22 protein-coding genes are annotated in these 22,176 nt (G+C 67.3%); 12 read left to right on the plus strand and 10 right to left on the minus strand.

The window, feature by feature from the left end:
* Positions 1 to 10 precede the first annotated feature (10 nt).
* From ACZYW1_RS17735 to ACZYW1_RS17745, 3 genes are all read right to left on the minus strand, one after another.
* Positions 11 to 1,396 carry a lytic transglycosylase domain-containing protein gene (locus tag ACZYW1_RS17735; protein WP_463787882.1) on the minus strand — a complete coding sequence of 462 codons (1,386 nt, stop codon included), beginning with the start codon at positions 1,394 to 1,396 and terminating at the stop codon, positions 11 to 13.
* Between the two features lie 295 nt (positions 1,397 to 1,691).
* Positions 1,692 to 2,228, minus strand: coding sequence for a DUF1003 domain-containing protein (locus ACZYW1_RS17740; RefSeq protein ID WP_463787488.1), 537 nt, complete (start codon positions 2,226 to 2,228; stop codon positions 1,692 to 1,694).
* On the minus strand, positions 2,225 to 3,517 hold the full coding sequence (locus ACZYW1_RS17745) for a magnesium transporter MgtE N-terminal domain-containing protein (protein WP_463787489.1): 1,293 nt from the start codon (positions 3,515 to 3,517) through the stop codon (positions 2,225 to 2,227). Before ACZYW1_RS17745 ends, ACZYW1_RS17740 begins: the two co-directional genes overlap by 4 nt.
* Before the next feature lie 24 nt (positions 3,518 to 3,541).
* Here ACZYW1_RS17745 and ACZYW1_RS17750 point away from each other — a divergent pair, with 24 nt between their 5' ends.
* Entirely contained in the window at positions 3,542 to 4,519 is a 978-nt protein-coding gene (locus ACZYW1_RS17750) for an HpcH/HpaI aldolase/citrate lyase family protein (protein ID WP_463787490.1), read from the plus strand.
* Here ACZYW1_RS17750 and ACZYW1_RS17755 read toward each other — a convergent pair.
* On the minus strand, positions 4,516 to 5,082 hold the full coding sequence (locus tag ACZYW1_RS17755; RefSeq protein ID WP_463787491.1) for a DUF4190 domain-containing protein: 567 nt from the start codon (positions 5,080 to 5,082) through the stop codon (positions 4,516 to 4,518). The two genes, ACZYW1_RS17750 and ACZYW1_RS17755, sit on opposite strands and share 4 nt — an antisense overlap.
* Before the next feature lie 171 nt (positions 5,083 to 5,253).
* Here ACZYW1_RS17755 and ACZYW1_RS17760 point away from each other — a divergent pair, with 171 nt between their 5' ends.
* Genes ACZYW1_RS17760 through ACZYW1_RS17785 form a run of 6 tightly spaced genes read left to right on the plus strand, consistent with a single transcriptional unit; the run spans position 5,254 to position 10,651 of the window.
* A complete protein-coding gene (locus tag ACZYW1_RS17760; RefSeq protein ID WP_463787492.1) occupies positions 5,254 to 5,784 on the plus strand; it encodes a YflT domain-containing protein in 531 nt (176 codons plus the stop codon).
* On the plus strand, positions 5,781 to 7,181 hold the full coding sequence (locus tag ACZYW1_RS17765; protein WP_463787883.1) for an extracellular solute-binding protein: 1,401 nt from the start codon (positions 5,781 to 5,783) through the stop codon (positions 7,179 to 7,181). Before ACZYW1_RS17760 ends, ACZYW1_RS17765 begins: the two co-directional genes overlap by 4 nt.
* On the plus strand, positions 7,178 to 8,056 hold the full coding sequence (locus ACZYW1_RS17770; RefSeq protein ID WP_463787493.1) for a carbohydrate ABC transporter permease: 879 nt from the start codon (positions 7,178 to 7,180) through the stop codon (positions 8,054 to 8,056). The genes ACZYW1_RS17765 and ACZYW1_RS17770 overlap by 4 nt, the downstream gene beginning before the upstream one ends.
* 4 nt (positions 8,057 to 8,060) lie before the next feature.
* Positions 8,061 to 8,885, plus strand: coding sequence for a carbohydrate ABC transporter permease (locus ACZYW1_RS17775; protein WP_463787884.1), 825 nt, complete (start codon positions 8,061 to 8,063; stop codon positions 8,883 to 8,885).
* Positions 8,886 to 8,888: 3 nt separating this feature from the next.
* Positions 8,889 to 10,064, plus strand: coding sequence for an ABC transporter ATP-binding protein (locus tag ACZYW1_RS17780; RefSeq protein ID WP_463787494.1), 1,176 nt, complete (start codon positions 8,889 to 8,891; stop codon positions 10,062 to 10,064).
* Positions 10,061 to 10,651 carry a suppressor of fused domain protein gene (locus ACZYW1_RS17785; protein WP_463787495.1) on the plus strand — a complete coding sequence of 197 codons (591 nt, stop codon included), beginning with the start codon at positions 10,061 to 10,063 and terminating at the stop codon, positions 10,649 to 10,651. Before ACZYW1_RS17780 ends, ACZYW1_RS17785 begins: the two co-directional genes overlap by 4 nt.
* Before the next feature lie 23 nt (positions 10,652 to 10,674).
* Here ACZYW1_RS17785 and ACZYW1_RS17790 read toward each other — a convergent pair whose 3' ends face one another.
* Complete coding sequence (locus ACZYW1_RS17790; RefSeq protein WP_463787496.1) at positions 10,675 to 11,781, minus strand: magnesium and cobalt transport protein CorA; 1,107 nt, start codon at positions 11,779 to 11,781, stop codon at positions 10,675 to 10,677.
* 197 nt (positions 11,782 to 11,978) lie between these two features.
* Between ACZYW1_RS17790 and ACZYW1_RS17795 the strand changes: the two genes are divergently transcribed.
* From ACZYW1_RS17795 to ACZYW1_RS17805, 3 genes are read left to right on the plus strand one after another with little or no spacing between them, the layout of a single operon-like run.
* On the plus strand, positions 11,979 to 12,968 hold the full coding sequence (locus ACZYW1_RS17795; protein WP_463787497.1) for a malate dehydrogenase: 990 nt from the start codon (positions 11,979 to 11,981) through the stop codon (positions 12,966 to 12,968).
* 58 nt (positions 12,969 to 13,026) lie between these two features.
* Entirely contained in the window at positions 13,027 to 14,217 is a 1,191-nt protein-coding gene (locus ACZYW1_RS17800; protein WP_463787498.1) for an NAD(P)-dependent malic enzyme, read from the plus strand.
* On the plus strand, positions 14,214 to 15,062 hold the full coding sequence (locus ACZYW1_RS17805) for a glycine betaine ABC transporter substrate-binding protein (protein ID WP_463787499.1): 849 nt from the start codon (positions 14,214 to 14,216) through the stop codon (positions 15,060 to 15,062). The genes ACZYW1_RS17800 and ACZYW1_RS17805 overlap by 4 nt, the downstream gene beginning before the upstream one ends.
* A gap of 250 nt (positions 15,063 to 15,312) precedes the next feature.
* Here the strand turns inward: ACZYW1_RS17805 and ACZYW1_RS17810 are convergent, their stop codons facing one another.
* From ACZYW1_RS17810 to ACZYW1_RS17830, 5 genes are all read right to left on the minus strand, one after another.
* Positions 15,313 to 16,143 carry an SDR family NAD(P)-dependent oxidoreductase gene (locus ACZYW1_RS17810; protein ID WP_463787500.1) on the minus strand — a complete coding sequence of 277 codons (831 nt, stop codon included), beginning with the start codon at positions 16,141 to 16,143 and terminating at the stop codon, positions 15,313 to 15,315.
* A 218-nt stretch (positions 16,144 to 16,361) separates the two neighbouring features.
* Complete coding sequence (locus tag ACZYW1_RS17815) at positions 16,362 to 16,646, minus strand: WXG100 family type VII secretion target (protein WP_463782736.1); 285 nt, start codon at positions 16,644 to 16,646, stop codon at positions 16,362 to 16,364.
* Positions 16,647 to 16,678: 32 nt separating this feature from the next.
* Positions 16,679 to 16,975, minus strand: a complete 297-nt coding sequence (locus ACZYW1_RS17820; protein ID WP_463787501.1) for a WXG100 family type VII secretion target — start codon at positions 16,973 to 16,975, stop codon at positions 16,679 to 16,681.
* A gap of 52 nt (positions 16,976 to 17,027) precedes the next feature.
* Positions 17,028 to 18,266 (minus strand): PPE family protein, encoded by a 1,239-nt coding sequence (locus ACZYW1_RS17825; RefSeq protein WP_463787502.1) that lies wholly within the window; start codon positions 18,264 to 18,266, stop codon positions 17,028 to 17,030.
* Positions 18,267 to 18,281: 15 nt separating this feature from the next.
* A complete protein-coding gene (locus ACZYW1_RS17830; protein ID WP_293004135.1) occupies positions 18,282 to 18,578 on the minus strand; it encodes a PE family protein in 297 nt (98 codons plus the stop codon).
* A gap of 298 nt (positions 18,579 to 18,876) precedes the next feature.
* Between ACZYW1_RS17830 and ACZYW1_RS17835 the strand changes: the two genes are divergently transcribed.
* Both ACZYW1_RS17835 and ACZYW1_RS17840 read left to right on the plus strand, forming a co-directional pair.
* Positions 18,877 to 19,587 (plus strand): thioesterase II family protein, encoded by a 711-nt coding sequence (locus ACZYW1_RS17835; RefSeq protein WP_463787503.1) that lies wholly within the window; start codon positions 18,877 to 18,879, stop codon positions 19,585 to 19,587.
* A 659-nt stretch (positions 19,588 to 20,246) separates the two neighbouring features.
* Complete coding sequence (locus ACZYW1_RS17840; protein ID WP_463787504.1) at positions 20,247 to 21,992, plus strand: AMP-binding protein; 1,746 nt, start codon at positions 20,247 to 20,249, stop codon at positions 21,990 to 21,992.
* Positions 21,993 to 22,176: the final 184 nt, after the last annotated feature.

A 22,176-nucleotide genomic window follows, 5' to 3' on the forward strand; every position in this document is an offset into this window, starting at 1 on the left:
ACGCGCTTGGTCAGGCCGGGGGGCCTGGCGGCGTGCCGACGGGTTGCGCGGGTGCCGGGACCACCGCTGCAGCCGGGGGCACGGCGACGGGGGGCATCGGGTTCCCAGCAACGGGCGCCGGCACGATGGGCGCCGGCGCGGCGGGCTGAACAAATGCCGGCGGAACGAAAGCCGGCGGAACAAAGGCGGGCGGCGGGACCTGCGGGGGCAGGAACGCGGGGCCGAACGTCGGCGGCACCATCCCGGCCGGGGCCTGCGGTGCCAGCGCATCGGGCGTCGGGACGTTGATCTGGGCAGGTCCCGGTGCTTGCTGGCCGATGCAGATGACCGTGCACGACGGGCCGTAGCCGACCGGGCCCTGCGCCGCCCAGGGCTGGCCGCTGCCGGCGTTGCCGCTGAGATCGATCAACGGCGATCGGGCCATCGGGTCGCTGCCCGACAGTCCGTGCATGTTCAACGGCAGGTTGGGCCCGAGGCCTTCGGCGTGCTCGAGGTGCGCGTCGCCCAGTGGCGGCGCCGGCCCGGTCAGCGGCGGCAGGTCGACCGGCACGACGCCGGTGGCGTACGCCGCGGCCCAGCCGAGCACGTTCTGCGCGTAGGGCATCGAGTTGTTGTAGCGCAGGATCGACGACAGCACCTGTGACTGGTCGCGCAGGTTCAGCCCGCCGCTGCACAGGTAGCGGGCCGCCGCCAGGGTGGCGTCGTAGAGGTTCTGGGGATCGGCCGTACCGTCGCCGTCGCCGTCGGAGGCGTAGCGCGCCCAGGTGCCCGGCAGGAACTGCATCGGCCCCATCGCGCGGGCGTAGTTGACCCGGCCCTGCGCGCTGCTCTGGACGATCACCTCGTTGCCAGGCAGCGTGCCGTCCAGCGTCGGCCCGTAGATCGGCCGGACCGCGGTGCCGCGCGCGTCGGTGGCGCCGCCGTTGGCATGGCCCGACTCGATGCGACCGATACCCGCGAGCAGGTTCCAGCTGATGCCGCAACCCGGTTCCGAGGTGGCCAGCATCCGCTCGGCGTTGCGGTACGCGGTCAGCGCCATCGACGGAATACCCAGCGTCCCAGGCGTATTCACCACCAATGTCGGCGGCGGCGCCGACGCGGCGGCTTCGGCGACGTGGAAGCCGACCTTGGGATGCTCGACCGCGACGACCAGTGGGCCGGTCGGGTCGGTGGATGCCCGCGCCACCGCGGCGACGGGGGTGATCGCGGCGTCGCGCACCGTCGACTTGGTCAGCGGGAACGGCGGTGCGCCGGCCCCGTCGACGCTGGCGTAGACCAGGCAGGCGATCATCGCCACGCCGAACGCCGGTGACTTGGCGCCGCTGGCCAGTGATCGTTGGACGGTCGAGGTGGCGGCCCGTGCGGCGAACGCCACGGCGTCGTAGCCGTCCACCATCAGGTCGTAGGCGTAGAGGATGCGCAGGTTGTCCGCCGTGCGGAAAAGCACTCCGCCGACCGTTGAGGCCGTATTCCCAACGGCGGCAGGCATTTTCGGGGCTTTTGGCATGCGAAGGACTGGCTTTCGCATCTTTGCAAGGGCTGGACGTAAGCCCATGCGTCCCCCTACCCGCCTCGACCTGTCTTGTGCTCGAGAGCCTCGTGAACTACGTCACCATACATAACAGTGGTGACTCCAGTGACAACAATGACGGACTCGCTACCTGTGAAAACGCCGTGTCCGCGCCGCGGTGTCAATAAGCGGACTTGGCCCGCCGATCGGCCTCGTCGCCGGTGTCTTTCGGACCTTTCGAGACCCGCTCCTGCAAGAGATCGCGCAGGTCTTCGATCTCGCGGCGCAGGGACTCCCGGTTCTTGGCCACATCCCCGATCGCCAATCGCAGCGCGGCCAGCTCGCGCGCCAGGTATTCGGTGTCGGCCTTGGTTTCCTCGGCGCGTCGCCGATCCTGTTCCAGGGTGACCCGGTCGCGGTTCTCCTGACGGTTCTGGGCCAGCAGGATCAACGGGGCCGCATAGGCGGCCTGGGTGGAGAACGCGAGGTTGAGCAAGATGAAGGGATACGGGTCCCAGCGCAGGCTGACCGCGAAGACGTTGAGCAGAATCCACACCATCACCACGATGGTCTGGATCAGCAGATAGCTGCCGGTGCCGAAGAAGCGGGCGATCGACTCGGTGAAATTCCCGACGGCTTCGGCGTCCAGCCGCGGCGCCGAGAGCCGTGAGATGCGCGGGGTGTAGAGCCGCGAGCGCGGCGCGGACGACTTGCTCACGTCATGCCTCCCGCCCCGAGCGCCGGTTCCTCGGTGGAGTCGCGCCAGTCGTGCGGCAGCAGGTGGTCGAGCACATCGTCGACGGTCACCGCGCCGAGCAGGTGATGCTGTGCGTCCACCACCGGGCCGCAGACCAGGTTGTACGCGGCGAAGTAGCGGGTCAGCACCGGTAGCGACGTGTCGGGCTCCAGCCATGGCAGATCCGCGTCGACGATGCCGCCGACCAGCATCGACGGGGGTTCGCGCAGCAGGCGCTGCAGGGCGACGCATCCCAGGTACTGCCCGGTCGGAGTGGCCGTCGGCGGTCGGACCACCAGCACCAGCGACGACAACGCGGGCGTCAGATCCGGATCGCGGACCCGGGCCAGCGCCTCGGCGACCGAGGTGTCCGGCGTCAACACCACCGGCTCGGACGTCATCAACCCGCCCGCGGTGTCCGGAGAGTGCTTCAACAGCCGTCGCACCGGGTCGGACTCCTCGGGATCCATCTGTCGCAGCAGCCGCTCGGCCAGCGTCGGCGCCATCGTGCCGAGCAGGTCGGCGGCGTCGTCGGGGTCCATCTCCTCGAGCACGTCGGCCGCCCGCTCGTCGCCCAGCTGCATCAGCAGCTCGGCCTGCTCCTGTTCGGGCAGCTCTTGCAGGACGTCGGCGAGCCGGTCGTTGTCGAGGGCGGAGACCACCTCGTACCGCCGCTTGGGCGGCAGCTCGCGCACCGCGTCGGCCACCTCGATCGGCCGCCACTTCTCGAACTGGTGCAGCAGTTGGGCGACGCCCTGGCCGGGCATCGCCAGCGCCGACGGGGTCAGGCCGGACACGTTGCGCCAGCCGACGATGTGGGTGGCGCTGCGCCGGCCGAGCTTTCGCGGCATCCGCACCGAGACGCGGGTGGCCAACCAGTCCCGGGTGCGGGTCTGCTCCAGACCCAGGTCGGTGACGACGACGTCGACGTCGGCGAGCTCGGGCAGTTCGGGATCGTTGACCCGCACCTTGGTGTCGACGATCTGGCCCAGCACCAGGACTTCACCGGGCCGCTGCTGGAATCGCAGCATCGATACGTTGTTGGTGGTCAGCGTGACCGCGTTGGGCTCGATCGAGGACACCCGCAGGATCGGCACGAAAATTCTTCGGCGCGAGGCCATTTCGACCACGAGCCCGAGAACCCGAGGTTGCTGGCGAACGATGCTGATGCTGACCACGACGTCGCGTACCCGGCCGAGCGACTCGCCCATCGGTCCCAGGACCTGCATTCGCGCCAGTCGCGCGGCGTACACCCTGTTGATCGAGGCCATGGTTGAACAGGGTAGGAGTGAGGTGTGAACAACGCGTACCGGCCCCGTCGCACCTGCCTGTCCGTGCCGGGGAGTAGCCAGAAGATGATCGACAAGTCCAAAAGCCTTCCCGCCGACGAGGTGTTCCTCGATCTGGAGGACGCGGTGGCCCCGGACGCCAAGGCCGACGCCCGCGGCCGGGTCGCCGCCGCGCTGGCCGCGCCGGGTTGGGCCGGTCAGCTGCGCGGGGTGCGGGTCAACGACTGGACCACGCCGTGGACGCATGCCGACATCATCGAGGTGGTGTCCGCCGTGGGTGCGGCGCCCGACGCCAGACTCGACGTGGTGGTACTGCCGAAGGTGTCGGACGTCTCGCACGTTCAGGCACTCGGCCTGCTGCTCACCCAGTTGGAGACCGTGCACGGGCTGCCGCTCGGCGAGATCGGCATCGACGCGCAGATCGAGGACGCCCGGGGCCTGACCAACATCAACGCGATCGCCGCCGAGCCGCGGGTCCAGGCGCTGGTCCTGGGACCTGCGGACCTGATGGCGAACCTGAACACCCGCACGCTGGTGGTCGGCGAGCAGCCGGAGGGCTACGACGTCGGCGACGCCTATCACCACGTGCTGATGACGATCCTGGTGGCCGCGCGCGCCCACGGCAAAGCCGCCGTCGACGGCCCGTATCTCAAGGTGCGCGACGTCGAGGCGTTCCGGCGGGTGGCCGGCCGGTCGGCGGCGCTGGGCTACGACGGCAAGTGGGTGCTGCATCCCGACCAGATCGCCGCGGGCAACGAGATCTTCAGCCCGCGGCAGGCCGATTACGACCACGCGGAGCTGATCCTGGAGGCCTACGAGTGGCACACCTCGGCGGCGGGCGGTGCCCGGGGCGCGGTGATGCTCGGCGACGAGATGCTCGACGAGGCCAGCCGCAAGATGGCGCTGGTGATCGCCGCGAAAGGACGCGCGGCGAGTATGGAGCGTAAGTCCGACCCGTTCGAGCCGCCGACCGGTCAGGTCTAGCGGACGAACACCGGGATGTGCAGCGCCGCGGCGGTGTACATCGCCATGAACAGCAGCAGCAACGCTGCGGTGCCGGCGCCCACGACCACCGCGGCGATGGCGAGCCCCCGGCCCTCCTGACCCGTGCGCTTGATCTGGCTCAGCGCGACGGCGCCCATCACTGCCGCGGCGACCGGAATCAGCCAGCCGACAAAGCAGAAGATGGCCAGCGGAATGCCGAGCACCACGCCCGCGATCGAGGTGATCAGCGACGCCACCGCCAGCCCGTTGGTTGTCCGCGGGTTGGCGCCGTAGGCCTGGTACGGGTCGTACGAGTAGGGCGGCGGCGTGCCGTATCCGCCCGGGCTGCCATACGGCGACGGCGGCGGAACGCCGTAGCCACCGGGGCCGCTATACGGCGGTGGTGGCGGATAGCTGTACGGCGACTGCGGGCCTGGGTAAGGCGGGGCCGGCGGGTAGTCCGGGTAGTTCACCGGCTCCTGGGGATCGACCGGCGGATGCTGGTACTGCTGCCAGGGGTCCGGCTGATTGCGGTTGGGGTCACCGCCACCCGGAGCTGTCATGCTCTTCAACCTAGCGTGGCGGAACGCGTTGAGCCTGCGTGTGTCAGCTACGCGCGGTTCCGCGCCGCGGAGTCAGAGTCGACGGGTCGTCCGCGGGTGTTTGCGCAGGTGGCGGTCGGAGTTTGCCGGTGGCGCAGCTCCCGCGGCGGCCCAGCGCGCACAATGTAAGCCATGAGCAGCCCTTTTCAGCCCGGACAGGTTCCCGGTGCCGCCCCCGGCACCCCGGCCGGGAGTAAGCGTGCCCCGGGACTGCCGACGCCACCCAGAGGCTGGCCGGTCGGTTCGTACCCCACCTACGCCGAAGCGCAACGCGCCGTCGACTATCTGTCCGACCAGCAGTTTCCGGTGCAGCAGGTCACCATCGTCGGGGTCGACCTGATGCAGGTCGAGCGGGTGACCGGTCGGCTGACCTGGCCGAAAGTACTAGGCGGCGGCGTGGTCAGCGGGGCGTGGCTGGGCCTGTTCATCGGGCTGATGCTGAGCCTGGTGTTCTCCAACCCGCACCCGTTGGGGGCGCTGACCACCGGCCTGGTCGCGGGGGTGTTCTTCGGGTTGATCAGCTCCGCGATCCCGTACTCGATGGCGCGGGGCACCCGCGACTTCAGTTCGACGATGCAGTTGGTCGCCGGCCGCTACGACGTGCTCTGTGACCCGAAGAACGCTGAGCAGGCACGGGATCTGCTGGCCCGCCTGGCCATCTGAGCGTGCATCGCCGGTGGGGCGCGATCGCCGCTGCGGTGCTGACGGCCGCGTCGGTGCTGTCGGCGTGCGGCTCCCGCGACGACGGCCGGGTGGTCGGCTTCTACACCCCGGCCGGGGACGCGGCGGCGTTCGCCGCGCTGGCGCAGCGCTGCACCGATCAGCTCGGCGGCCGGTTCAGGATCCGGCACTTCAGCCTGCCGCGGTCTACCGACGATCAGCGCATCCAGTTGGCCCGCCGGCTCAGCGCCCATGACCACACCGTCGACATCATCGCGATGGACGTGATCTGGACCGCCGAGTTCGCCGAAGCGGGCTGGGCGGTGCCGCTGTCCGACGATCCGGCGCACCGCGCCGAGGACGATGCCCGCACCGACACGCTGCCGGGGCCGCTGTCCACCGCGACGTGGAAGCAACGGCTGTTCGGGGCGCCGGTCACCACCAACACCCAATTACTCTGGTATCGACCGGATTTGATGGACAAGCCGCCGACCACCTGGGACGGGGTCATCGCCGAGGCCACCCGCCTGTACGCCGGCGGCGGGCCCAGCTGGATCGGTGTGCAGGCCAACCAGAACGAGGCCGTGATGGTGTGGTTCAACACCCTGCTGGAAAGTGCCGGCGGACAAGTGCTTTCCGACGACGGCGGCACGGTCACGCTCACCGACACCCCGCAGCACCGCGCCGCAACGGTCAAGGCCTTGCGGATCATGAAGTCGGTGGCCGACGCGCCGGGTGCCGACCCCTCGGTCATCCGGTCCGACGCCGGCACCGCGCGGCTCGCGTTCGAGCAGGGCCGCTCCGCGCTCGAGGTCAACTGGCCCTACGCGCTGGCCTCCATGCTGGAGAACGCCGTGAAGGGGGGCGTGCCGTTTCTGCCGCTGAACCGTCGGCCGGATCTGGCCGGCAGCATCAACGACATCGGTTCGTTCGCTCCCACCGAGCAGCAGTTTCGCGAGGCAGATGAAGCCAGCACAAAAGTTTTCGGCTTCGCCCCCTACCCGATGGTGCAACCGGGTCAGCCCGCCAAGGTGACGATCGGCGGGCTCAACCTCGCGGTGTCCGCGACCAGCCGGCGTAAGGCCGAGGCGTTCGAGGCGATCCGGTGTCTACGCAGCCCGGCCAGCGAGAAGTTCGTCTCGCTCAGCGGCGGCCTGCCCGCGGTCCGCGCGTCCCTGTACACCGACCCGCAGTTCCAGGCGAGGTACCCGATGTACGACATCATTCGCCGGCAACTCACCAGCCCCGCGGTCCGGTTCGCGACACCGGCCTACCAGTCGGTCTCGACCCGGATCGCCGCGACCCTGGCCCCGATCACCCGGATCGATCCGGAGCGGACTGCCGACCAGCTCGCGGTGCAGGTGCGCAAGGCGATACAGGGCAAGGGTCTCTTGCCGTGAGCGGACATCGTTCGGGTGAAAAGAGATTGGCGTTCGCCCTGATCGCGCCCGCCGCGGTGCTGATGCTGGCCGTCACCGCGTACCCGATCGGTTACGCGGTCTGGCTGAGCCTGCAGCGCAACAACCTGGCCACCCCGAACGACACCCGCTTCGTCGGTCTGGGCAACTACCAGACCATCCTCACCGACCGGTACTGGTGGACCGCACTCGCGGTGACGCTGGCGATCACGGTGGCCTCGGTGTCGATCGAATTCGTGCTCGGCCTGGCGCTGGCGCTGACGATGCATCGCACGGTGATCGGCAAGGGTCTGGTGCGCACCGCGGTGCTGATTCCGTACGGCATCGTCACGGTGGCCGCCTCGTACAGCTGGTTCTACGCCTGGACACCGGGCACCGGGTATCTGGCCAACCTGCTGCCGCACAGCAGCGCGCCGTTGGCACACCAGTTTTCGGCACTTGGGGTGGTGGTGGTCGCGGAGGTGTGGAAGACCACCCCGTTCATGTCGTTGCTACTGCTGGCCGGTCTGGCGCTGGTGCCGGCCGACCTGCTGAAGGCGGCCGAGGTGGACGGGGCCGGCGCGTGGCGGCGACTGACGAAAGTCACGTTGCCGTTGATCAAGCCGGCGATCCTGGTCGCACTGCTGTTCCGCACGCTGGACGCATTCCGCATCTTCGACAACATCTACGTGCTCACCGGTGGCACCGGCAACACCGGCTCGGTGTCGGTCCTGGGCTACGACAACCTCTTCAAGGGGTTCAATGTCGGCCTGGGATCCGCGATTTCGGTGTTGATCTTCTGCTGCGTCACGCTGATCGCGCTCGTCTTCATCAAGTTCTTCGGCGCGGCGGCCCCGGGCGGCGGCGATGGCCGCTGAACGGATCGGCGCCCGGCGCGCGGCGGGCTGGTTGCTCGCTGACGCGCTGGTGCTTGCCTACGCGCTGGTGCCGGTGCTGTGGATCCTCAGTCTCTCGCTCAAGCCGACGTCAATGGTCAAGGACGGCAGGCTGATTCCGTCACACCCGACGTTCGACAACTATCGGGGCATCTTCCGCGGCGACTACTTCAGCGCGGCGCTGCTCAACTCGGTCGGCATCGGTGTGCTCACCACGGTGATCGCGGTGGTCATCGGCGCGATGGCGGCCTACGCGGTGGCGCGGCTGGAGTTTCCCGGGAAGCGGCTGTTGATCGGTGCGGTGCTGTTGATCTCGATGTTCCCGGCGATCTCGTTGGTCACGCCACTGTTCACCATCGAACGCCGGATCGGGCTGTTCGACACCTGGCCCGGGCTGATCATTCCTTACATCACGTTCGCGCTGCCGCTGTCGATCTACACGCTGTCGGCGTTCTTCCGGGAGATCCCGTGGGATCTGGAAAAGGCGGCCAAGATGGACGGTGCCACCGCGGCCCAGGCCTTCCGCAAGGTGATCGTGCCGCTGGCGGCGCCGGGAATCGTGACGACGGCGATCCTGGTCTTCATCTTCGCCTGGAACGACCTGCTGCTGGCGTTGTCGCTGACCGCCACCAGGGCGGCGGTCACCGCGCCGGTCGCGATCGCGAACTTCACCGGCAGTTCGCAATTCGAGGAGCCCACCGGTTCGATCGCCGCGGGCGCCATGGTGATCACGGTGCCGATTATCGTTTTTGTTCTAGTCTTCCAACGACGGATCGTCGCGGGGTTGACGTCCGGTGCGGTGAAGGGATAGCGGATGGCCGAGATTGTGTTGGACCGGGTGACCAAGAGTTACCCCGACGGCGCGCTGGCCGTGCAGGAGTTCAGCCTCACCATCGCCGAGGGTGAGTTCATCATCCTGGTCGGGCCGTCCGGCTGTGGAAAGTCGACGACACTGAATATGATTGCCGGGCTTGAGGATATCTCTTCCGGCGAGCTGCGCATCGGCGGTGAACGGGTGAACGACAAGGCGCCCAAGGATCGCGACATCGCGATGGTGTTCCAGTCGTATGCGCTTTACCCGCACATGACCGTGCGCCAGAACATCGCCTTCCCGCTCACGCTGGCGAAGATGAAGAAGGCGGACGTCGCCAAGAAGGTCGAGGACACCGCGAAGATCCTCGACCTGACCGAGGTGCTCGACCGCAAGCCCGCGCAACTGTCCGGCGGCCAGCGTCAGCGGGTCGCGATGGGCCGCGCGATCGTGCGGCATCCCAAGGCTTTTCTGATGGACGAGCCGCTGTCCAACCTCGACGCGAAACTGCGTGTGCAGATGCGTGGTGAGATCGCGCGACTGCAACGGCGGCTGGGCACCACCACCGTCTACGTCACCCACGACCAGACCGAGGCGATGACGCTCGGCGACCGGGTGGTGGTGATGCGCGCCGGTGTGGTGCAACAGATCGGCACGCCTGACGAACTGTACGAGCGGCCGGCCAATCTGTTCGTCGCCGGTTTCATCGGATCGCCGGCGATGAACTTCTTTCCCGCCACCCTGACATCGACCGGGCTGCGCCTGCCGTTCGGCGAGGTGACGCTGACCCCGCCCGTCCTCGAAGCGCTGGCCGCGCACCCGGCGCCGGAGAACGTGATCGTCGGCGTGCGTCCCGAGCATCTGAAGGACGCGGCACTGATCGATGCCTACCAGCGCATCAGCGCGCTGACCTTCGAGGTCAAGGTCGACATGGTCGAGTCGCTGGGTGCCGACAAGTACGTCTACTTCACCACCGAGGGATCCGCCGTACACGCCGAACAGCTGTCCGATCTGGAAGACGAATCCGGTTCGGGGGAGCACGAATTCGTCGCCAGGGTGCCGGCCGCGTCCAAAGCCGCCAAGGGCGCCACGATCGAGCTCGCCTTCGACACCACGCAGATCGCCGTGTTCGACCCCGACACCGGGGCCAACGTGACACTCGCGCCCGTGGCCACGTGACCCAGCCGTTGGACCGGGTCCGCGCCCACCTGGACGCGCACTTCGATGGTGCCGAACCCGACGTCGCCAGCGTGACCTTCCTGGGTGCCGACGCCATCGACGTGCTGCGGTATCGCCTCGACGACACCGTGCACTACGTCTCGCTGGGGTGCTCGCGCCGGCCGATGGTCGACCCGACGACGATGGTCGCCGACCCCGAACTCGGCCCGCGGGCCGAAGTCGTTCTGCGACTGCGCAATACCGAAGCCATCACCGGGCTGGCCCGCAGTCTGGCGATCGTGGCGGCAGCACCGGCCGTCGAGGGTCTGGTGTTGGTGCCGGACGCGCTGGTCGACCTCAGCGGTCCGCTGTGGAGCCACCCGTCGGCGAGGGTGCCGTTCACCGCGGTGTTGCTGGGCGACAGCGACATTGCCGAGCTGTCGCTGGAGCCGCCACGCGACCCGGTGCGCTTTCTGGCCGCGACGCCGATCACCGCAACCGAGGCCGCCTGGGTCCGGCTCAAGGGCGCCGACGCGATGCGGGAGGCCTGGCGTACCGACGGGGTCGACGTACTGGACCCCAATCGACCTGCCGCGCAACCGCATTGAGCGTCAACTCAGAAATGCGCCTGCTACAGCCAATCGTTGCGCCGGAAATTGCGGTGCAGCAGTAGACAGATCAGCGCGGTGCCGATGATCGTCGTCGGGTAGCCCCAGTGCCATTTCAGCCCGGGCATGTACTCGAAGTTCATCCCGTAGATGCCGGCGACCATCGTGGGGATCGCGAGCAGCGCCGCCCACGCCGACATCTTGCGCATGTCGGTGTTCTGCTGCATCTCGACCCGGGCCAGCGCCGCCTGGACCAGCGAGCTGAGGTTCTCGTCGTAGCTGGCGATCTGGTCAGCCGCGTGCGAGTGGTGGTCGCCGACGTCGCGCAGATAGCGCCGGACCTCTTTGGAGACCAGGTCCTTGTGTTCGGTCTGCAGCCGCGCGAACGGCACCGACAACGGGTTGACCGACCTGCGCAGCTCCACCACCTCGCGCTTCATCTGATAGATCGGCTCGATCTGGGTGCGGTGGTCGGGCGCGAAGGCCTCTTCCTCGATGGTGTCGATGTCGCCCTCCATCAGCTGGGTGACTTCGAGGTAGTGGTCGACCACCGAGTCCGCGATGGCGTGCATCACCGCGAACGGGCCAAGCCGCAAGTGGTCCGGATCCGAATCCATCCGCTTACGGACGTCCGACAGCCGCCCGTGATCGCCGTGCCGGATCGTCACCACGAAGTCGCGGTTGACGAAGACCATGATCTCGCCGGTCTCGACGATCTCGCGGGCCAGCAGCGTCGACTCGTGGGGCACGTAGTTCAGCGTCTTGAGCACCAGGAACAGCGACTCGTCGTAGCGCTCGAGCTTGGGACGCTGATGGGCGCAGACCGCGTCCTCGATGGCGAGTTCGTGCATGCCGAACGCGTCGCCGACCTCCAACATCTGATGCTCGGTCGGAGCGTGCAGCCCGATCCACGCGAAGGCCATCTGGCCGTCCAGCTGCAGGTCGGTCACCTTCGCCCGGGCTTCGGCGTACCCGAATGACCCGGGAAGTCGCACACCGTCGACGTAGATCCCGCAATCCACCACCGCGAGGTCGGCCGGCGGGTCGAACGGCGGGGGACTGGGAGGCTCGTCCCGTTCAGGCCGTGCCAGAGGACGCAGCGTTTCCGGGATATCGCGGAACGAAGGCATCCTTCACCTCCCGTCGCAGCTCGGATCGGATAAAGCCTCGGTCATGCTACGCCCGCTAAATGGCAATCGCCTGCCAGCAGATGGCGCAGCTCACAGCGAGGTGGGGTAGGGATTTCCCAGGTGCGCCGGTGCGCTAGTTTCGACGCGACGCATAGCGCATCAAGCTGCCCCACACTCCACTTAAGGAGCGAAAGCCCGTGAGCACTACACCCCTGAAGGTCGCCGTCACCGGCGCCGCCGGCCAGATCGGCTACAGCCTGCTGTTTCGCCTGGCCAGCGGCTCGCTGCTGGGCCCCGACCGCCCGATCGAGCTGCGGCTGCTGGAGATCGAGCCCGCGCTCAAGACGCTCGAGGGTGTGGTGATGGAGCTCGACGACGGCGCGTTCCCGCTGCTGTCCGGCGTTCAGATCGGCGCCGACCCGAACAAGATCTTCGACGGCGTGAACCTGGCGCTGCTGGTCGGCGCCCGTCCGCGCGGCCCGGGCATGGAGCGCGGCGACCTGCTGGAGGCCAACGGCGCCATCTTCACCGCTCAGGGCAAGGCGCTGAACTCCGTCGCCGCCGACGACGTCCGCATCGGTGTCACCGGCAACCCGGCCAACACCAACGCGCTGATCGCGCACAAGAACGCTCCCGACATCCCCAAGGAGCGGTTCTCCGCGCTGACCCGCCTGGACCACAACCGGGCCATCTCGCAGCTGGCCAAGAAGACCGGGGCGAAGGTCACCGACATCAAGAAGGTGACCATCTGGGGCAACCACTCGGCCACCCAGTACCCGGACATCTTCCACGCCGAGATCAACGGCAAGAACGCCGCCGACACGGTCAACGACGAGAAGTGGATCGCCGACGACTTCATCCCGACCGTTGCCAAGCGCGGCGCGGCGATCATCGACGCGCGCGGCAGCTCGTCGGCCGCGTCGGCCGCGTCGGCCACCGTCGACGCCGCCCGTGACTGGCTGCTGGGCACGCCGAAGGACGACTGGGTGTCGATGGCGGTCGTCTCCGACGGCTCCTACGACGTCCCGGAGGGCCTGATCTCGTCGTTCCCGGTGACCACCTCCGGTGGCGACTGGACCATCGTCCAGGGACTGGAGATCAACGACTTCTCCCGCACCCGCATCGACAAGTCGACCGCCGAGCTGGCCGACGAGCGCAAAGCCGTCACTGAGCTGGGCTTGATCTGACGCATCCGGTCACGTCGTCGATTAGGGCTACTAATGAGTAGTCAGTACGCTGGGCAGCGTGTCTGAGTTGGTTGAATCGATACAGACCCGCAACGACGAGGGTGCGATCACCGATGCGGAGATCTTCGAGGCGCACTCGGGCGGCAAGCTCTCCGTCGGCTTGACGACGGCGCTGGACACCCAACGCTCGCTGTCGATCGCCTACACCCCCGGTGTGGCGCAGGTGAGCCGCGCGATCGCCGGCGATCACACCCTGGCCGCCCGCTACACCTGGTCGGGCCGGCTGGTCGCGGTGGTCAGCGACGGCAGCGCGGTGCTCGGCCTGGGCGACATCGGTCCGGCCGCGTCGCTGCCGGTGATGGAAGGTAAGTGCGGGCTGTTCAAGGAGTTCGCCGGCCTGGACGCCATCCCGATCGTGCTGGACACCAAAGATCCCGATGAGATCGTCGAGACGCTGGTTCGGCTGCGCCCGACGTTCGGAGCGGTGAACCTCGAGGACATCTCGGCGCCGCGCTGCTTCGAGATCGAACGCCGCCTCATCGAGGCGCTGGACTGCCCGGTGATGCACGACGATCAGCACGGCACCGCGATCGTGGTGCTGGCCGCCCTGATGGGCGCCGCAACCGCGCTCGACCGCGACATGACCGCGCTGCGTGTGGTGGTCTCCGGTGCCGGAGCCGCCGGTGTGGCATGCGCGAATCTGCTTCAGACCAAGGGCATTTCGGATATCACTGTGCTCGACTCGCAAGGCATCCTGCACCACGAGCGCCCCGGTATGAACAGTGTCAAGGCCGAGCTCGCCGGGCGCACCAATCCGTTGGACCGCACCGGCGGCATGGTCGAGGCGCTCGAAGGCGCCGACGTCTTCGTCGGCGTGTCCGGCGGCGTGGTTCCCGAGGAACTGATCGCCACCATGGCGCCGCGGAGCATCGTGTTCGCATTGTCGAACCCCGACCCTGAGGTGCACCCGGACACCGCGGCCAAGCATGCCGCGATCGTGGCGACCGGGCGCAGTGATTTCCCGAACCAGATCAACAACGTGCTGGCTTTCCCCGGCGTGTTCCGCGGCGCGCTGGACGCCGGTGCCCGCCGGATCACCGAAGAGATGAAAGTGGCTGCGGCCGAGGCGATCTTCTCCATCGCCGCCGACGATCTAGCGCACGACCGGATCGTTCCGAGCCCGCTCGATCCGCGGGTCGAGCCGGCGGTTGCCGCCGCGGTGGCGGCCGCCGCCGATACGGCGGAGTGACGCGCAGCCGGCTCGGCGCGCTTGCGCTGACGGCTGTGCTGGCGACGGCGGGATGCGGCCACGCCGCTCATCGTCCGGCCGAGTTGGTGGTCGGAGCGCGTGCCGGTGTCGAGTCGACGGTGCTGGCCGACGTCTACACCGGGGCGCTGCGTTCCTACGGATTTCCGGCCCACACCGAGCAGGCACCAGACCCGTTGTCCAAGTTGGACTCCGGCGCGTTCGTGGTGGTTCCCAGTCTGACCGGCCGGGTGCTGCGGACCTACCAGCCGGAGGCAAAGGTGTGGTCCGACGCCCAGGTGTACAAGGCGATGATCGGCGCGCTGCCGGAGGGTATCGTCGCCGGCGACTACGCCACCGCCGCCGAGGACAAGCCCGCGCTGGCAGTGGCCGCCGCGACGGCGAAAGACTGGGGCGCAACCGATCTCGGCGTGCTGACCAAGCATTGCGACGGCTTGACGGTCGGAACACTCGCCGGCGCCGTGACGCCCACGGCCGTCGGTAGCTGCCGACTGCCCGGTGCGCGTGAATTCCCGGACGATGCAGCGCTTTTCGCGGCGGTGCGATCCGGTGAGGTGACGGCGGCGTGGACCTCGTCGGCCGAGCCGAACGTGCCTGTCGACCTGGTGGTGTTGAACGACGGCAAGCCGGCGCTGGTGCAGGCCGAGAATGTGGTTCCGCTGTACCGCCGCAATGAGTTGAGCACCCGCCAGCTACTGGCAGTCAACGAGGTGGCCGGTGTGCTGGACACCGCCGCACTGGTCGACATGCGCCGTCAGGTGGCCGCGGGCGCCGATCCGCAGGCGGTGGCCGACGCGTGGCTGAGCGAACACCCGCTCGGCCGCTGACGACGATGCAGACCGGGGCGGTCTGAGGAGGAGCAGCGTATTGGGTCCCGCTGACGACGATGCAGACCGGGGCGGTCTGAGGAGGAGCAGCGTAGAGAGTCCCGCTGACGACGATGCAGACCGGGGCGGTCTGAGGAGGAGCAGCGAAGAGGGTCCCGCTGACGACGATGCAGACCGGGACGGTCTGAGGAGGAGCAGCGAAGAGGGCCCCGCTGACGACGAGGGTCCCGTTGACCGCGCCGCGGAACGCCTAGCGTGACGGCGGCTTGAGTCTCGCGATGACGGGGGCGAACAGCCGCTGGTAGTTGGGGCCGCTGAGCCGCACCAACGCGTCGAGGACGACCGCATCCGGCCCGACCAGCACCCGCACCTTCTTCTTGCGAACGCCGTCCAGGATGATCTCGGCGGCCCGTTCCGGGGTGGTGTTGGCCAGTCGACGGTCGAACAGCTTCGCCGTCTTCTCGGCGTCCACCCCCTCGGCGGCCAGGCCATTGCGGGCGATCGCAGTCTTGATGCCACCGGGATGCACCGAGGTGACCCCCACCGGGTGGCCGTTGTGCGCCATCTCCTGGGCCAGCGATTCGGTGAACCCGCGCACGGCGAACTTGGCGGCGTTGTAGGCGGCTTGGCCCGGCATCGACATCAGCCCGAACAGGCTGGAGATGTTGATCACGTGGCCGTCACCCGAGGCGATCAGGTGCGGCAGAAAAGCCTTGGTGCCGTTGACAACTCCCCAGAAGTCGACGTCCATCACCTTTTCGATTTCTTTGAACTGGGTGATTTCGACGTCGCCGGTGAACGCGATGCCGGCGTTGTTGTAGATCTGGTTGACCGTGCCGTAGTGCTCTTTGATGTGGTCGGCGTAGACCTGGAAGGCTTCACGCTCGGTGACGTCGAGACGATCGGAGCGCACCGGCGCCGAGATCGCCTTGAGTTGTTCCTCGGTGTGTGCCAACCCTTCGAGGTCGACGTCGCTGATCGCCAGCGAGGCGCCCGAGCGGCCGAGTTCGATCGCCAGTGCCTGACCGATTCCCGAACCGGCACCGGTCACGACGGCTACTTTGCCGGCAAAGCCTTCCATGGACGCTCCTTGTCATGCGGTTGCCGTTCAGGCTAGCCGGTACCGGCGGTAACGCTCGCGTGCGGGTCGCCGCGGCGAGCTTTCACCTGACCCAGGGTCGTCGGAAAGCCGGCCGTCAATGGGGTAAGACGCGAAAACGCCGGCAGATCCGCGTGGTGCGGACGCTGCCGGCGTCTCGAAAGCCGTTCAACGCCAACGCAGTTGGCGCTGTGCGGGTGTCAGGCCCAGCTACCGCCGACGGCGGCGTCGGTGCTCGACATGTTGTTGCCGGCGGTCTGGACCTTCTGGCCGTGGCTGTTGGCCTGCTCGTAGATCACCTGGAAGTTGCGACCCAACGAGGTGATGAACTCCTGGCAGGCCACCGAACCCGAGCCGCCCCAGAAGTCACCGGCAGCCAGCACATCGCGAACGATGGCTTGGTGCTCGGCCTCCAGAGAAGCGGCCTGGGCGCGGATCAGCGCGCCGTGGGCGTCGACATCGCCGAACTGGTAGTTGATCGACATGACTTGTTCTCCTATGACGTTTCGTTGATCGGCTAGCTGGACAGGATCTGCTGCGAGGCCTGCTCTTGGCTCTCGTAGTTGTTGGCGTCGCGGATCAGACCGTCACGCACGCTGTGCAGCATGTTCACGATGTTGCGGAAGGCCGTGTTCATCTGGCCCATGGTGTCGTAGGAGGTGGCCTGAGCCATGCCGCTCCAGCTGGCCCCGGCGATGTTCTGGCTCGAGGCCCACATCTTGCGGGCTTCGTCCTCGACGGTCTGGGCGTGGACGTCGAAACGGCCTGCCATGGCCCGCATCTCGTGCGGGTCGGTCATAAAGCGTGTGGGCATGATTTTCTCCTTGTTTTAGGCGTGTTGGCAGTTATTACGTTGTGGGGCAGTGCTATCCGCCGGCTGGCGAACGCGGCATCACTTTGGCGGCCACCTTCGAACCCATGGCACTCATGCCGCGGCCGGCCAGTGCGCCCATCAGGCCCTGCGAGAACGGGCTGGTGGGCAAGCCGGTCGACATGCTGGGCGCGGCGACGCTGTTGGTCGGCAGCAGCGGAGCGGCACGGCTGAGCTCTCCGCCCGACGCGCCGGTGTGCCATCCGTGCGGCACCGAGAGTCCGCCGGCGTGCAGGGCATTGGACATCTGCGCCTGGATGCCGGCCTGAATTCCCGAGCCCCACTTGGACAGCTGCCCGGAGACACCGCTGAGCACCTGCTCGCCCTTTTGGTCGACCAGCTTGCCGACGTTGTCGAGCAGCGAGCCCTTCATGGTTTCCAACGTGTCGGCGAGACCGCCGCCGGCGCCGCTGCCGCTTCCTCCGCCGTTCATGAACATACGAGCGGGCGTGCTGCCCAGCATGCCCATGTAGTACGTGGCCTGAACGGGAAGCAGCGCGGCTGATGGGTTGGCCGCAAGAGCCGTGCCCACCGCCGGGAGAAAGGTCGACAATCCGGAGAGCGAAGTCAGCGTGCCACCTGGGGTGGCTGCTGTGATCCCGAACAGGTTGGCGACGCCCTGGATGGCCCCCACCAACACCGATTCCAGGCCGTTCGCCGCCGCAGGCGCTGCTGCCGCAGCAGCCGCCGGCGTCGGGTCGGCACCCGACGCCACCAACGGGGCCGCGGTTTGCGCGGGCAGTGCCCCGGCGGCACCGGTGGAATTCAGCTGGTAGGTGTCCATGCCCAAGGCGTCCTGGATCCACATCTCCAGGTACTCGGCCTCGTTCTGGGCGATCGCCCCGGTGTTCTGACCGAGGAAGTTGTTGGACACCAGCGTGGTCAGCGCGGCCCGGTTGGCTTCGATGATCGGCGGCGGGACCATGGCCGAGTACGCCGTCTGGTAGGCCGCAGCCGCAGCCTTCGCCTGAGCGCCGGTCTGTGCGGCCTCGGCCGCCGTGCTCTGCAGCCAGGCGATGTACGGCTCGGCGGCGGCGGCCATGTGCGCCGACGACGGGCCGAGCCACGTGCCGGTGGTCAGATTGGTGACCGCGGTCTGGTACTGGGTCGCGGTGGCTTCCAAATCGGCAGCCAACTCGTCCCAGGCCGTCGCGGCCTCCAACAACGGACTGGACCCCGCGCCGGAGTACATCAGCGCGGAGTTGATCTCCGGAGGTATCAGCGAGAAGCTCATCGACCTGCGCCCCGCCTAGTCGGCCGACGCCGCGTTGGCCGCTTCGGTCAACGCGTAGGCGCTGGCGCCGGAGCGCAGCGCGGCCACCAACTGCTCATGCACCTCGGCGGCCTGAGCGGCGATCTGCTGGTACGTCGCGCCATGCGTGGTGAACTGCGCCGCCGTCATCGCCGAGACCAGGTCGGACGCCGCCGGCGGTAAGCCCGTCGTCGCCCCGGCCGCAGCCGTGTTACGCGCGATCATCGCGTCACCGATCCCCGACAGCGTGCCTGCAGCCCCCTGCAACACCTCTGGCTGTGTGGTTACGAACACTTTCCAACCTCCTCCAACAACCGCGCCGAGACCGAAGACAACGTTACTTCAGACCGGGCGTTTGGATTGACCTCCCCTAGAGCGAATGCCACACGTGGTGGCGGGGAAATCGTAAGGCTTTTTCGTGATTTGCGATAGCCAAATCGAGAAACCGTGTCGGCGGCAAACGGCACAGCGTTTTCTTGGGTTTTTCACAGGTTTTATAGACGACAACTGAACAACGTTAACTCATATCGGTCACCGGGGCGCTCGACGCGCCCTTCCGGAGCCGGCCGGCGGGGGACTGTATCGTTGCCGCGTGACTGAGCAGCCACCAAAGCTCTACATCTTTCCGCATGCCGGGGGATCGGCCGAGTTTTATGTTCCCTTCGCCAAAGCCTTTGCCAGCGATATCAAACGCGTCGCCGTTCGGTATCCCGGGCGCGGTGGTAATCACGACCTCGGGTCATTCACCACCATCGGCGATCTGGCCGACAAGGTTTGCCAGATGATCAAGCCGCCGGAAGCGGGCGGCGAGAAAATCACCTTCTTCGGTCACAGCATGGGCGGGCTGCTGGCCTTCGAGGTCGCCCGGCGGTTCGAGCAGGCGGGCAGTCCGATTGCCGCACTGTTCGTCTCGGCCGTCGCCGCTCCGGGCCACGTCGGGTACGAGCACATCCCCGAGTCGGACCGCGGACTGCTGGACGCTGTGAGCGAGATGACCGGGGTCAATCCTGAGTTCCTGGAAAACGAGGAATTCGCGGCGAGCATCCTGCCGACCCTGCGGGGGCTCAAGGCGATCTCCAAATACGATTGCCCGCCCGGTGAGAAGTTGTCCTGCCCAATCGCGGCGTTTCTCGGCGACGACGACGAAGTGGCCACCCCGGAGAAGGTCCGGCCATGGGTCGATCGGACGACATCGGAGTTCACTATGAAAGTGTTTCCTGGCCATCATTTTTATCTGACCGATCACATCGCCGAGTTGGTCGGCGAGATCGAACCCAAGATCTTGTCCTCATGTAGAGGTTGAGCAACTCTCTATTGAAACGATTTGTCGCTAAATCCAACGTCCAAATCGGCGCTGAAAGTGGCAACTTCTTTAATTAGTTGAATGACTGGAATAGCCAATTAATTGGACCTCACTACCAATAAATCGGACGGCCTGGCTGCCCGGTACGGGTTAGGGGTACTCCCGACCTCCGGCGCGGCCGCTCAACTGGGGATCTTCGAAACAGAGTGAATAACGCCACACCCCGGCTTCGGTGCGGCGAAACCCAGCAAACCCCCTCTTGGGCGGAGGTTTCGCCGGTTCTGCGGCGTGCCGCATGGTGGCCTCGTCATGGTGACGTCCGCGGCGGCCAGCCGGCCCTGTTCCCAGCCCGCCGGCACCCCTGTCACCACGTAAAAGTCGCCACGAAGCGTTTAAGTATTCGGAGTTATGCGTTTCATCTGACCGTCCGGTAAGGTGAAGACGTCGTGACCAGGGACTGGACGCCTCTGGACGCGAGCTAGTTAGCAAACGAGCAGCCCCAGCAATGACGCTGGCGCGAACGGGTCGTCCGTTTGGTACACGTATTACATTCTTGGGTTTTTGGTCCGGGAAGTACGTGGCCCCTGTTAATCTCCTGCATCACAAGCGCCCGTCTAGTTTTTGTCCGGGGCTCTAGATCTTTAAGGGGTGGTGTCCCGATGGCCGTAACCGAAGCTTCTATTGCCGCACTACTGCGGGAATGGGCCCGGCAGCAACCGGATGCACCGGCTTACACGTACATCGACTACGACGTGGATCCGGCCGGGTACAGCCAGACGCTGACCTGGTCCGACCTCTTCGGCCGTGCCCAGGTGCTGGCGCGCGAGATCGGAACCGTGAGCGCACCGGGGGACCGCGCCGCGATTCTGGCGCCGCAGGGCCTGGAGTACATCGTCGCGTTCTACGGCGCACTGGAGGCCGGGCTGGTGGCGGTGCCGCTGCCGGTCCCGCAGTTCGGTGCCCACGACGAGCGGGCGTCCGCCGCGCTGCAGGACTGCGCTCCGACCGTGCTGCTGACGACCTCCGCTGTGGTCGACGACGTCGTCGGATGCGCGCGTTCGCTGCCCGGCAAGACTCCGGCCCTGATCGAGGTCGACAGCCTGGACCTCAACGCCGAGCCCGACTTCGACGCCGCTCCCGCGCCGCGCACCAAGAACGCCGTACTGCAGTACACCTCCGGCTCGACGCGTTCGCCGAAGGGCGTCGTGGTCAGCCACAAGAACATCCTGGCCAACTGCCAGCAGGTGCGTGACGACTACTTCCAGGAGGAAGGCGCGATGCCGCCGTCGGACACCACCCTGGTGTCCTGGCTGCCGGTTTATCACGACATGGGTCTGTTGCTGGGCGTCACCGGCGCGCTGACCATGGGTCTGCACTCGGTGCTGATGAGCCCGCTGTCGTTCCTGCAGCGGCCGGCCCGGTGGGTGCAGGCTTTGGCCACGAACACCCGCGTCTTCACCGCCGTGCCGAACTTCGCGTTCGAGCTGGCGGCCCGGCGCACCACCGACGAGGACATGGCCGGGCTCGACCTGTCCGGCGTCCACACCATCCTGTCCGGCAGCGAGCGCGTGCACGCGGCCACCATCCGGCGCTTCATCGACCGCTTCGCCGAGTTCGGCTTCCCGGCCAGTTCGCTCAAGCCGTCCTATGGGCTGGCCGAGGCCATGGTCTACGTCAACTCCTCAGGCCCGGGCCGCCCCCCGACCGTCGCCACGTTCGACTACGAGAAGCTGTCCGCCGGCCATGCCGAGGCCTGCGACAACGAGAGCGGCGTCGAACTGGTCAGCGTCGGCGTCCCGCGTGCGTCGACGATCCGCATCGTCGACCCCGAGACCCGCACCGAGAACCCGGCCGGCATGGTCGGCGAGATCTGGCTGCACGGCGACAACATCGCCTCCGGATACTGGCGCAAGCCGCAGGAAACCCAGAAGGCATTCGGTGGCCAGCTGGTCGACCCGTCCAGCGGCACTCCGCTGGGCCCCTGGCTGCGCACCGGTGACCTGGGCACGATCCACGACGGCGAGCTGTACATCATCGGTCGCATCAAGGACCTGCTGATCGTCGACGGACGTAACCACTACCCCGACGACATCGAAGCCACCACGCAGGAGATCAGCGGCGGCCGGGTCGCGGCCATCTCGATCGAGGACGGCCGCACCGAGCGCCTGATCGTCATCGCCGAGATGAAGGACAAGGGCAACACGTCGGAAATGCAGGAGCGCCTCCGTAACGTGAGAGCGCAAGTGACGTCTGCCATTTCGAAGTCCCACGGGCTGCGGGTGGCCGACCTCGTCCTGGTTCCGCCCGGCTCGATCCCGATCACCACCAGTGGGAAGATTCGCCGTTCTTCGTGTGTTGAGGTCTACCAACAGGACGACTTCAGCCGTTTGGATTCCACCGCTTAGTGGGGTCCCGACGGCTTTGCACCGCAGCGGGAGTAAAGCCAGTGTTGCCTGACGAATTCTTGATGTTCGCTGCACAGGGGGGGAGCGTTCGACACCGGTCATGTGGCGGTAACATCAGTCACTTCGGCTGGGTAGGACGTTGTGGGCGCGACGAGGCGAACCGACTGGACGCGCCCGGATGACA

It is taken from the genome of Mycobacterium sp. IDUB_36, from assembly GCF_055419225.1.